The organism is Sphingomonas elodea ATCC 31461 (assembly GCF_000226955.1).
Classification (GTDB): Bacteria; Pseudomonadota; Alphaproteobacteria; order Sphingomonadales; family Sphingomonadaceae; genus Sphingomonas; species Sphingomonas elodea.
In genome coordinates, this window is sequence record NZ_AGFU01000089.1 from 1 (window position 1) to 11420 (window position 11420).

Annotated in this window: 13 protein-coding genes; 9 read left to right on the forward strand and 4 right to left on the reverse strand. The window is 67.3% G+C overall.

Features of this window, described 5'->3' with window-relative positions:
• Nucleotides 1-200: GcrA family cell cycle regulator (locus KK7_RS21185; protein ID WP_010546096.1), on the reverse strand; the 200-nt coding region annotated here is incomplete at its 3' end.
• 52 nt (nucleotides 201-252) lie between these two features.
• Here KK7_RS21185 and KK7_RS0118330 point away from each other — a divergent pair.
• The 9 genes from KK7_RS0118330 (at nucleotide 253) to queE (ending at nucleotide 9687) form a co-directional block, all read left to right on the forward strand.
• Complete coding sequence (locus tag KK7_RS0118330) at nucleotides 253-1092, forward strand: ABC transporter permease (RefSeq protein ID WP_010546097.1); 840 nt, start codon at nucleotides 253-255, stop codon at nucleotides 1090-1092.
• Nucleotides 1093-1152: 60 nt separating this feature from the next.
• Nucleotides 1153-2517, forward strand: a complete 1365-nt coding sequence (locus tag KK7_RS21190; protein ID WP_010546098.1) for an HD-GYP domain-containing protein — start codon at nucleotides 1153-1155, stop codon at nucleotides 2515-2517.
• A 69-nt stretch (nucleotides 2518-2586) separates the two neighbouring features.
• A complete protein-coding gene (locus KK7_RS0118340) occupies nucleotides 2587-4002 on the forward strand; it encodes a patatin-like phospholipase family protein (RefSeq protein ID WP_100207638.1) in 1416 nt (471 codons plus the stop codon).
• Nucleotides 4003-4135: 133 nt separating this feature from the next.
• Complete coding sequence (locus KK7_RS0118345; RefSeq protein WP_010546100.1) at nucleotides 4136-5332, forward strand: aspartate aminotransferase family protein; 1197 nt, start codon at nucleotides 4136-4138, stop codon at nucleotides 5330-5332.
• 148 nt (nucleotides 5333-5480) lie between these two features.
• Nucleotides 5481-6398: an ornithine carbamoyltransferase gene (gene argF / locus KK7_RS0118350; protein ID WP_010546101.1), complete on the forward strand. Its 918-nt coding sequence runs from the start codon at nucleotides 5481-5483 to the stop codon at nucleotides 6396-6398.
• 393 nt (nucleotides 6399-6791) lie between these two features.
• Entirely contained in the window at nucleotides 6792-7718 is a 927-nt protein-coding gene (gene hslO / locus KK7_RS0118355; RefSeq protein ID WP_010546102.1) for an Hsp33 family molecular chaperone HslO, read from the forward strand.
• 78 nt (nucleotides 7719-7796) lie between these two features.
• On the forward strand, nucleotides 7797-8219 hold the full coding sequence (locus KK7_RS0118360) for a hypothetical protein (protein WP_237709255.1): 423 nt from the start codon (nucleotides 7797-7799) through the stop codon (nucleotides 8217-8219).
• A gap of 146 nt (nucleotides 8220-8365) precedes the next feature.
• Nucleotides 8366-9058: a 7-cyano-7-deazaguanine synthase QueC gene (queC, locus tag KK7_RS0118365; protein ID WP_010546104.1), complete on the forward strand. Its 693-nt coding sequence runs from the start codon at nucleotides 8366-8368 to the stop codon at nucleotides 9056-9058.
• A complete protein-coding gene (gene queE, locus KK7_RS0118370) occupies nucleotides 9055-9687 on the forward strand; it encodes a 7-carboxy-7-deazaguanine synthase (protein ID WP_010546105.1) in 633 nt (210 codons plus the stop codon). Before queC ends, queE begins: the two co-directional genes overlap by 4 nt.
• 42 nt (nucleotides 9688-9729) lie before the next feature.
• On the opposite strand, the gene KK7_RS0118375 is transcribed toward queE, so the two are convergent.
• The 3 genes from KK7_RS0118375 to lipB form a co-directional block, all read right to left on the reverse strand.
• A complete protein-coding gene (locus tag KK7_RS0118375; protein WP_029623425.1) occupies nucleotides 9730-10410 on the reverse strand; it encodes a hypothetical protein in 681 nt (226 codons plus the stop codon).
• Nucleotides 10411-10586: 176 nt separating this feature from the next.
• Nucleotides 10587-10811 (reverse strand): hypothetical protein, encoded by a 225-nt coding sequence (locus KK7_RS0118380; protein WP_010546107.1) that lies wholly within the window; start codon nucleotides 10809-10811, stop codon nucleotides 10587-10589.
• A 104-nt stretch (nucleotides 10812-10915) separates the two neighbouring features.
• Nucleotides 10916-11420 (reverse strand): lipoyl(octanoyl) transferase LipB (gene lipB, locus KK7_RS21195; protein ID WP_010546108.1); only part of this gene is annotated, 505 nt, incomplete at its 5' end.

The following is an 11420-nucleotide window of genomic DNA, read 5'->3' on the forward strand; positions in this document are numbered from 1 at the left end:
GGGGCTGCCGCAGCAGCAGCGGCGGCCTTGGCTTCGTTCGCCTTCACCGGCGACGGACGCGAGGGCAGGCCGAGGCGGTGCGCCTTGCCGATCACCGCGTTGCGCGACACGCCGCCCAGTTCCTCGGCGATCTGCGTGGCGGTCAGGCCGCTGTCCCACATCTTCTTCAGCGTTTCGATACGCTCGTCGGTCCAGCTCACTTCGGTTCCTTCGTCTTGCGGGCGGCGGCGTCAGCGGGTACGCGATCGCGCCATGAGCAGCCACCCCGAAATCGGTTCACAGCTTCCCGAGCCGGGCGTTCCGGTGATTCGCAACGTCAACTGGGGAGGCTTGCGCACCCTCTATATCAAGGAGGTGCGCCGTTTCTTCAAGGTGCAGCTCCAGACGGTGTGGGCGCCGGCGGTCACGACCCTGCTGTATCTGGTGATCTTCACCGTCGCCCTGGGCGGCGGCGGGCGCACCGTCACGCTGGACGGTGTCCCGATTCACTACGCCGATTTCATCGCGCCCGGCCTGATCGTGATGGGCATGCTGCAGAATGCCTTCGCCAATGCCAGCTTCTCACTGCTCGTCGGCAAGATCCAGGGGACGATCGTCGACTATCTGATGCCGCCGCTGTCGACCGGCGAGATGCTGACGGCGCTGGCGGGCGGATCGGTGACGCGGGCCTTCTGCGTCGGCGGCACGGTGTGGCTGGCGATGGCGCTGTGGGGCGTCCACGTCTTCCCCGCGCATTTCTGGGCGGTCCTCTGGTTCGGCTTCCTGGGCTCGCTGTTCCTTGCACTGATGGGGGTGATGACCTCGATCTGGGCGGAGAAGTTCGACCATGCCGCGGCGGTGACCAACTTCGTGGTGGCGCCGCTCGCGCTGCTCTCGGGCACCTTCTACTCGGTCGAGAATCTGTCGCCGGTGTTCCGCGCGATCAGCCATGCCAACCCATTCTTCTACATCATCTCGGGCTTCCGCTACGGCTTCCTGGGTGTCGCCGATTCGCCGATCCTGATCGGCAGCGCGGTGATCCTGACGCTGAACGTGGTGCTGGGTCTGTTCTGCTACGGGCTGCTGCGGCGCGGCTGGAAGATTAAGAGTTAAGCGAAACCAAGGCTTAAGTCGGGCGAGGGTAAAAGGGCGTTCCCTTTCGGACGTCCCGCCATGCTGCACGCTGATCCCTCCCAGTTCGACATGCGCGTGGGATCCACCACGTCGCTGGCCGAAATTCTCGGCGCCTTCTCCTACGCGCTCGACTTGACGGAGGGGCAGCCCGCGGGGCATTCGCTCCGCGCCTGCTGGATCGCCAGCCGGATGGCCGTGGCACTCCGGCTGCCGGCGGCGGAGCGGCGCACCGTCTATTACGCCACCCTGCTCAAGGATCTCGGCTGCAGCAGCAACGCCGCGCGAATCGCCGAACTGTATCTGGCGGACGATCGCCAGGTGAAGCATGATCACAAGCTGCTGGGCGTGGGGACGGGGCCGGCGCTCAACTATGTCCTCACCCGCACCGGGCGGGGACAGCGGCTGGGCGCACGCGCCAAGGCGATCCTGGCCATCCTGCGCGACGGCCCCGCCATCGTCACCGACCTGATCCAGACGCGATGCACGCGCGGTGCGGACATCGCCCGCCAGCTGCGCTTTCCCGAGCCGGTGGCGCAGGCGATCGCCGCGCTGGACGAGCATTGGGACGGTGGCGGCAAGCCGCTGGGCCTGCGCGGGGATGCCATCCCGCTGCCCGCGCGCCTCGCGCTGCTTGCCCAGATCGCCGACGTGTTTCACGCCGCCGCCGGGCCGGAGGCGGCGGTCGAGGAAGTGGCCGCGCGATCGGGCAGCTGGTTCGAGCCCGCGCTGGCGCAGTGCTTTGCCGGCCTCGCCCGCGAGCCCGGCTTCTGGGCCGAGCTGACCCATCCCGCGATCGAGGCCCGGGTCCGCGCCTTCGAGCCGGAGGCGCAGCGCGTGGCGGTGGACGAGGACTATCTCGACGACATCGCCGCCGCCTTCGGTGCGGTGATCGACGCCAAGAGCCCCTATACCGGCGGTCATTCGGGGCGGGTGGGCTATTATGCCGGCGCGCTGGGCGAGGCGATGGGCGTGGCCGGCGCAGAGCTGCGCACCCTGAAGCGCGGCGCGATGCTCCACGATGTCGGCAAGCTGGCGGTGAGCAGCCGGGTGCTGGAAAAGCCCGGCAAGCTGGACGACGGCGAATGGGAGGAGATGCGCAGCCATGCCGCGCATACCACCGCCATCCTGTCCCGCATCGCGCCGCTGCGCGACATGGCGGCGGTGGCGGGGGCGCATCACGAGCGACTCGATGGGCGCGGCTATCCGCTGGGGCTCGACGCGATGCTGATCGCCCGTGAGGCGCGGATCATCACCGTGTGCGATTTCTACGACGCGCTTACCGCCGATCGCCCCTATCGCGCCGCGATGCCGGTGGAACAGGCGCTCGGCATCATGGCGGGCGAAGTGGGCAAGGCGATCGACGGCGACTGTTTTGCCGCGCTCCGCGAAATCGTTACGAAGTAAAAATGGTTTCGGGGTAAGACCGGGCAACCGGACTCGCGGGGGCGAGTCTCCATTGTGTGGGGGATCTGCATGAAATTACTGCACGCGCTGATGGCGATTGCCGCGGCAGGACTGTCGCTCGCCGGCTGTAGCCAGCCCCGGCCGAAGCCGATTCAGGGCTGCAATTACCGGATGCTGCCGATCAGCGTCGGTCCCGCCTGGCAGGCGCGGGAAATGTCGCCGGTGGCCGGGGCGATGCTGGCGCGGGTGCCCGATCGCGCGGGCGACGCGCTGGGCGCTACCCTGCGCGCCCGCCGGGCGATGAAGCAGCGGGTGATGTCGCTGCCCGGCGCCCCGGCCAGCATCGCCGAGCCGGACCGCTTCCTCGCGCTCAGCGGCGGCGGGCAGCACGGCGCGTTCGGCGCGGGCTTCTTCTACGGCATGGCCGGCAAGGGCGGCCTGCCCAGCTGGGATATCGTCACCGGCGTCAGCACCGGTTCGCTGCAGAGCACGCTGCTGTTCCTCGCCAACCAGAAGGTGCCGGGCGACCGCGACTATGCGGCCTGGGTCGACGGGCCGATGTCGGGCAAGGAAGGCGAGACCGGCTTCGTGGTGACGCCGGGCACGTCCAATGTCGGCGATCTCGTGCTCGCCTATTCGATCCTCAAGGAAGCCGATCTGCTGCGCGTGCGCGGCGGTGGGGCAGGGCTTGGCGCGCTGCTCAAGGGATCGAGCGCGAGTTTCGCGCCGCTCCGGGCCCGGCTGCTCAAGATCATGAGCCTGGAGACGCTGCGCGCCGTGGCCGAGGAAGGGCAGAAGAACCGGCTGCTGCTGGTTGGCGTGAGCAACCTCGACGACGGCAAGGCCTATGCGATCGACCTGACCGCGCTGGTCGCGCCGATGGCCTCGCGCAGCCTGTCGGTGGCGGATGAGGAGCGGATTCATGGCTGCTATGTCGATGCGCTGCTCGCCTCCTCCTCGGTGCCGCCGGGCGTGCCCCCGGTGACGCTGCAGAACCCCGAACAGACCCAGATGTACATGGACGGCGGCGCGCGTTTCGGCATGTTCCTCCAGCCGGCGCTGCGGGCGTTCGATGCGGCAGGTCCGGGCGGCAAGGCGGAGATCACGCTGATGGTCAACACCTCGATGGACCCCGGCAGCTGGAGCGGCAGCAAGGCGCCGATGCAGCGCTACTCGGCGGTCTCCGGCGCGCTGCGGGCGGTCGATCTGCTGGAGACCCAGGTCTACAGCTTCTCGGCCGCGCAGGTGGAGGCGCTGGGAATCGACTATGGCTGGTTGCGCATGGCCTCGCTCACCCGCGCGCCCGGCGGCGAGCTGCCCGACGACCATGTCTTCAACGGCAAGAGCTGCGCCCAGTGGCAGGCGATCGACGCCAGGGCCAAGCCGATGCAGTTCTACCCCTGGTACATGGCCTGCACCGCCGATTACGGCCGCTCGCGCGGCGCCACCCAACAGTGGAACCACCGCGTGCCGGCACAGCCATAGGGGCGGGCATAAAGGCAGGTTGACCTGCGGGCCCAGGCGGCTCTAATTAGGCAGGAGGGCGGCCCGGATAGGTCGCCCTTTTGCGTTTCTGGAGTTTCAACCCTTTTTCGTTTGTTCAGGAGGTACAGTTCCCATGACCATCACCCCGCTCATGCCCGTCTACCCGCGGTGCGGTGTGCGGCCGGTGCGAGGCGAGGGCTGTTACCTGATCGGCGAACGAGGGGAACGCTATCTCGATTTCGCCGCCGGTATCGCCGTCAACGCGCTGGGCCATGGCCACCCGCATCTGGTGAAGGCGATCGCCGACCAGGCCGCCACGCTGATGCACGTCTCGAACCTCTACGGCTCGCCCCAAGGCGAGGCGCTGGCGACACGTATCCTGAAGCACAGCTTCGCCGACACGCTGTTCTTCACCAATTCGGGCGTCGAGGCGATCGAGTGCGCGATCAAGGTCGCGCGGCGCTATCACTACGTCAACGGCAACCCGCAGCGGCACAAGCTGATCACGTTCAAGAACGCCTTTCACGGCCGTTCGCTGGGCGCGATCTCGGCGACCGACCAGGGCAAGATGCGCGACGGCTTCGAGCCGCTGCTGCCGGGCTTCGACTATGTGCCGTTCAACGATCTGGAGGGCGCGCTCGCCAAGATCGATGGCGAGACCGCCGGCTTCCTGGTCGAGACGATCCAGGGCGAGGGCGGGATGACCGCGGGCAAGCCCGAGTTCATCCAGGGCCTGCGCAAGGCCTGTGACGAGCACGGCCTGCTGCTGATCCTCGACGAGATCCAGTGCGGCTATGGCCGGACCGGCAAGATGTGGGCCTATGAGCATTACGGCATCACGCCCGACATCATGACCTCGGCCAAGGGCATCGGCGGCGGCTTCCCGCTCGGCGCCTGCCTCGCCACCGAGGAAGCGGCCAAGGGCATGGTCGCCGGCACCCACGGCTCCACCTATGGCGGCAACCCGCTGGGCATGGCCGCCGGCATGGCGGTGCTCGACGTGATGGAGGAGCCCGGCTTCCTCGAGCATGTCACCCGCATGGGCGAGCGGCTGCGCCAGGCCTTCGAACAGATGATCCCCAACCATGACCACCTGTTCGAGGAGATTCGCGGCAAGGGGCTGATGCTCGGCATCAAGATGAAGGACACGGTGGTGAGCCGCGACTTCGTCGCCCATCTGCGCGATCATCACGGGCTGCTGACCGTGGCGGCGGGCGAGAATGTGTTCCGCGTGCTGCCGCCGCTGGTGATCGACGAGAGCCACATCGCCGAAGCGGTCGACAAGCTGAGCGCCGGCGCGCGCAGCTTCGCGGTGCCCGCCGCGGCCTGAGGACTCAACCGATCCTCCCCGGGACGGGGAGGGGGACCATGCGAAGCATGGTGGAGGGGGATTTCCGCAAAGGGCGTCGCTGGTGGAGACCCCCCTCCACCCCGACGCTCCGCGTCGCGGTCCCCCTCCCCGTGCCGGGGAGGATGTTATGACCCGCCACTTTATCGATCTTACCGATGCCGGCGCGCACGCGATCGCGGCGATGCTGAACGACGCGATGGCGCGCAAGCAGGCCCGCGCCGGCTGGCCCAAGGGCAAGGCCGATGCCGATGCGCCGCTCGCCGGCCATGTGCTGGCGATGATCTTCGAGAAGAACAGCACTCGCACCCGCGTCTCGTTCGACATGGCGATCCGCCAATTGGGCGGCACCAGCATCGTGATGGATGCAGGCTCGATGCAGCTCGGCCGCGGCGAAAGCATTGCGGACACCGCCCGCGTGCTCTCCGGCTATGTCGACGCGATCATGATCCGCACCGACGATCACCAGAAGGTGATCGACATGGCGAAATACGCCAGCGTGCCGGTGATCAACGGCCTCACCGACGCCTCGCACCCCTGCCAGATCATGGCCGACCTGCTGACCATCCTCGAAAGCGGCAAGGCGCTGCCGGGCCTCAAGGTCGCGTGGCTGGGCGACGGCAACAATGTGCTCGCCTCGATCATGGAAGCGGCCGGACTGATGCAGTTCGACGTCGTCGCCGCCTGCCCGCAGGGCTATCAGCCGAGCGATGCCGATCTCGCGAAGGGCAAGGGCCGCGCCCGCGTGGTCGGCACCGCGCGCGAGGCGGTGGAAGGCGCCGACATCCTGGTCACCGACACCTGGATCTCGATGGGCCAGGCCCATGCCGAGACCAAGCTCAAGGCGATGATGCCCTTCCAGGTCACGCAAGCCCTGATGGCGGCGGCCAAGCCCGACGCCCGCTTCCTCCACTGCCTGCCCGCGCACCGCGGCGAGGAAGTGACCGACGCGGTGATCGACGGGCCCCAGTCGCTGATCTGGCCCGAGGCCGAGAACCGGCTGCACGCGCAGAAGTCCGTCCTGCGCTGGTGTTTCGGGCAGATCTGAGGGCGAGCGATCCTGTCGGCGGCGATTCCGTGGGCGGGAGGGCTGCGGAACCTCGCCGGCGTCGCCCTGCGTCCGTCATGGCGCGCGCGGTCCTCGCTGCGCCACGCCGCCGTCCGGGTATAGAGCGTTTTCAAGTTAACCGTTTACGGTCAACGACTCGGAAAATGCGGCAATCGAAAACCTAGGGCGTCTTCGCCCAAGGTGAAAACGCTCTAGGTGCTGCGAGGCCGAGACGTCACGGCATGGCTTCGCTATCGGGGGGGCAATGGCGCGCCACATTGTTTCCGGCCGCCGAACCCCTATTTACACCTCCGAACCCAGAAAATGCGTTCGTCGGAACGCGCGGAGTCACCCAGACTTCTCGCGGCCGCAAACGAATGCCGGAGACTTGCCGTGACCCATCCCGTTCCCGCCGCCGATCTCGATCGCGTGACCGGCTTTGCCATCCCTGAGCGCCATGTCCGCGGCCGCGTCGCGCGGCTGGGGCCGGTGCTGAACGAGATCCTTTCGGCCCATGCCTATCCCGCGCCGATCGAGAAGCTGCTGGCCGAGGCGCTGACCCTCACCGCGCTCCTTGGCAGCACGCTGAAGGATGCCGAGGGGCAGATGACGCTGCAGGCGCAGACCCAGCGCGGCATCGTCAGCCTGATGGTATGCGACTACAAGAATGGCGAGCTGCGCGGCTATGTGCAGTTCGATGCCACGCGGCTCAGCCGGCTCGGCAAGAACCCGTCGCTCTCGGCGCTGTTCAACGGCGGCTATCTGGCGGTGACCTTCGACCAGGCGCTCACCAACGAACGCTATCAGGGGATCGTGCCGCTGGAAGGCGCCTCGATCGCCGAGGCGGCGCAGAGCTATTTCCTCCAGTCGGAACAGATCCCGACGCTGGTGCGGCTGGGCGTGCAGAAGGACAAGGCGACCGGCAAGACGATCGCCGGCGGCCTGTTCCTCCAGCATCTGCCCGAGGGCGAGGTGGGCCGCGAGCGCTTGCACGTGCGGCTGGATCATCCCGAATGGCAGCATGTCGAGGCGCTGGGCGGCACGATGGGCGCCGACGAACTGGCCGATCCGGCGATCGCGCTGGAGGGGCTGGTGTGGCGGCTGTTCAACGAGGAGAGCGAGGTGCGGATGCTCGCCGGGCATGATCTGTCGCGCGGCTGCCGCTGCGGGGCGGACTATATCCAGCAGGTGCTCGCCAAGTTCCCCGAGGAAGAGCGCGCGGCGATGGCCGACGAGGGCGGCGTGATCAAGGTCGATTGCGCCTTCTGTTCCAAGCAGTTTCCGGTGGCGCTTGCCGATTTCGTTCCGCCGTCGTTGTAAAGCCGTACTTCCCCTATGATATGAATCGGCGGGTGGTGCCGTGGGAGCGGCAGCGCCCCCGAGATGGAGTTTGAACGGGTGAACAAACGAGTGGCGTGGATGGCGGTGGCCGGGCTGGCGCTGGCGGCGACGGGGGCGTCGGCGCAGCAGCGTCCGGGAGCCGCGACGGCGGCGCGTCCGGTGGACGTGCCGGCGATCAACCTGATCCAGAAGGGCAAGTGGGCGGCCCGCGACAGCGAGGGCAACGAGCGCGTGATGTGCGTGCGCGATCCCTACCAGATTCTCCGCCCCGAGAAGATCACCACGCCCTGCCAGCATGTGGTGATGGAAAGCGCCGCCAGCCGCGCGACGGTGCGCAGCATCTGCACCGGGCACGGCACGATGCTCACGCGCATCTCCACCGACACGCCGCGGCAAGTGACCGTGGAAATGCAGGGCGTCATCGACGGCCAGCCTTTCTCGGAAACCTATGACGCGAAGCGCATCGGCGACTGTTCCTGAAGGGCCTGGTTACCATTCGTTAACCGATCGCGGGTAGAAGGAAGGGGTGCCAGGGAGTTGGCTCTCCCTGGTTTGGTTTTCCCATTTCTATCCTTTCCGGCCGTTCCTTCGGGAGCGGCCATTTTTTTGCCGGCGAAAGCGCCTACATGCCGCCGATGACTCACAGCATCGCCATCGCCCTGGTTTCGGGCGGACTCGATTCGATGGTGTCGGCCGCGCGTGCCCGCGAGGACGGCCACCGCCTGCTCGCCCTCTCGATCGACTATAACCAGCGCCACAAGGTGGAGCTGGACGCGGCCGCGAAGATTGCCGCCATGCTCGGCGCCGAGCGCCATGTCGTCCTGCCGCTCGATCTGCGCGCGTTCGGCGGATCGGCGCTCACCGCCGATATCGACGTGCCGAAGACCGGCGTCGGCAGCGACATTCCCGTCACCTATGTGCCGGCGCGCAACACCATCTTCCTCAGCCTAGCGCTCGGCTGGGCCGAGGCGGCGGGGGCGCGGGACCTGTATATCGGCGTCAACGCGCTCGATTATTCGGGCTATCCCGATTGCCGGCCCGAATTCATCGCCGGGTTCGAGAAACTGGCCGAGCTGGCCACCAAGGCGGGCGTGGAAGGCGAGCCCTTCCGCATCCAGGCGCCGCTGCAGACCATGACCAAGGCCGATATCGTCCGCGAGGCGGCGCGGCTGGGGCTCGATGCCGGGATGAGCTGGTCCTGCTACGATCCGACGCCGGAGGGGCTGCATTGCGGGCTGTGCGACAGCTGCCGGCTGCGCTCGCGGGGGTTCGAGGAAGCGGGGCTGCCCGATCCCACGCGCTACGCGACCCACCCATGAGCTACGCCGTCAAGGAGATGTTCCTCACCCTGCAGGGCGAGGGGATCAACGCCGGCGCGCGGGCGGTGTTCGTCCGCTTCGCCGGCTGCAACCTCTGGTCGGGCCGTGAGGAGGATCGGGCGAGCGCGGTGTGCCGCTTCTGCGACACCGATTTCGTCGGGATGGACGGGCTGGGCGGCGGGCGGTTCGAGGACGCTGCGGCGCTGCTCGACGCGGTGGAGGGGCATTGGGGCCCCGGCCGCGAGGCGCGCTTCGTCGTGCTGACCGGCGGCGAGCCGATGCTGCAGGTGGACGATGCGCTGGTGGACTCGCTCCACGCCCGCGGGTTCCGCATTGCGATCGAGAGCAACGGCACGCTGCCGGTGCATGCCGGCATCGACTGGGTGTGCATCAGCCCCAAGGCGGGTAGCGAGGTCGTCCAGCGGCGCGGCGACGAGCTGAAGCTGGTCTGGCCGCAGCCGGGGACGGATATCGAGGCGATCGAGGGGTGGGACTTCACCCACTTCCTGATCCAGCCGATGGACAGCGCCGAAGCGGCGGCGAATACCCGCGCCGCGATCGCGCTGGCGATGGAGCGGCCGCGCTGGCGGCTGACGCTCCAGACCCACAAATTGCTGGGGTTACGCTAGAGGAAAGGGCGGGGGTGGCGGCGGCGCCACCCCCTGCCTGGATCAGAGGCTGAGCGCGCCGCACTTGCGGGCGTCATATTCGCCCTTGCGCCAGCACTTCTCATTGCCGAAAGGCGGCAGCGGGCGCAGCACCGGCCACACGAAGTTGACGCGCCGGGTGCGGAAATACTGCTCGCCCCATGCCTTCAGGCTGGCGCGCAGCTCGCCCATCCGCGCGATGGCGACGTCCCCCAGCTTGCCGCGCGGCGCGAACACCGCGTCCTGCCCGATTGAGGCAGAGGTCTGGCAGAAAGACAGCTGGCCAGAGACGGTCGAGAAGCTGGAATAGACGCGAGTGCCGAAGCGGTCGAGTTCGATCTGACCGGCCTTCTTCGTCTTCGCGGTTCTAGTGAAATATTTCTCGAGCGTATCGTAGGAATTTTTCAGCTCGACTTCATGGTCTTCAAGCAGGGCATTGTAATGGTCGAGCGTCAGCAGCGTCGGCTCGAACTGACATTGCAGCGCAGCGACGTTGAGCGCCGCGCGCAGGTTCCATACCAGCGCCGCGCGCAGCTCCGCCGGGCTCGCGCCGGGCAGGCCCGGGCCGATCATGCCGGGTTCGGTGCCGGTGACCGGCGGGCCCGAAAGATCCACGGGCTTGAAGAAGAATTGCGCCGAAGCAGGCGCCGAAACGCACAATGCCGCGAGGGCCACCATGCCCAATGTGATACGCCGAGCGAGCATCCCGTCCTCTTGGTTACGCTATGAGGAAAGCTCGTTAGGGCGTTTCGATTCGCGGCCCAAGCCCCTTTTTTCACGTCGGGCCGATATGCGACGGATCGTGGCAGGGACGGACCCGAAACGATAAAGGCCGCCCGGTCGCCCGGACGGCCCTTTCGTAACACGCCGAAGCGCGATGATTACATCGCGTTCGAAGCGTTGACCGTCGCGTTGTCGACGACGGCGTTGTCAGCCGGAGCAGCGACGTCAACGTTGGTGACCGAAGCGTCGGTGGTGTTTTCCGGAGCCACGACTTCGGTGGTGTTGTTGACGTTGGTCTCGGTGTTGCTGGTGCACGCCGAGGCCAGGAGGGCCGCACCGGCGATCATCGAACCAGCAACGATCTTCGAAAGGACTGCACGCATGTAATAGCTCCCTAGATAATGGATTTGGACGACGGTTGTACGCCGTTAATACCCAAACCGTGCTGGACATTAGACGGTTCGGGGGACACCCTCAAGACTCGAATTTATCCCGCGCGATCCAGAGCGTCCAAAAATGGCAAAAATGTGGCGTTCAGGGCGGCATCGAAGCGATCCGTCGTGATCGGCTTGTCCAGCATTGCGGCGCTGGTGACCGGGAATTCGGCGATTCCACAAGGCACGATGCCGGTGAAATGGCTCAGGTCGGGATCGAGGTTGATCGCGAATCCGTGCAGCGTCACCCATTGGCGGATTCGCACGCCGATCGCGCCGATCTTCGCCTCCACGCCGCGATCCAGCGTCCAGATGCCGATCCGGCCCGGTGCGCGGAACGCCTCGATCCCGCAGTCGCCAAGGGCGGCGATCACCCAGCCTTCGATGGCGTGGACATAGTTGCGCACGTCGCGCCGGCGCTCGCGCAGGTCGAGCACGACATAGCCGATCCGTTGGCCCGGGCCGTGATAGGTATAGCGGCCGCCGCGCCCGGTGCGGTGCACCGGGAAGCGCGGATCGAGCATCTCGGCGGGATCGGCGCTGGTGCCGGCGGGGGGG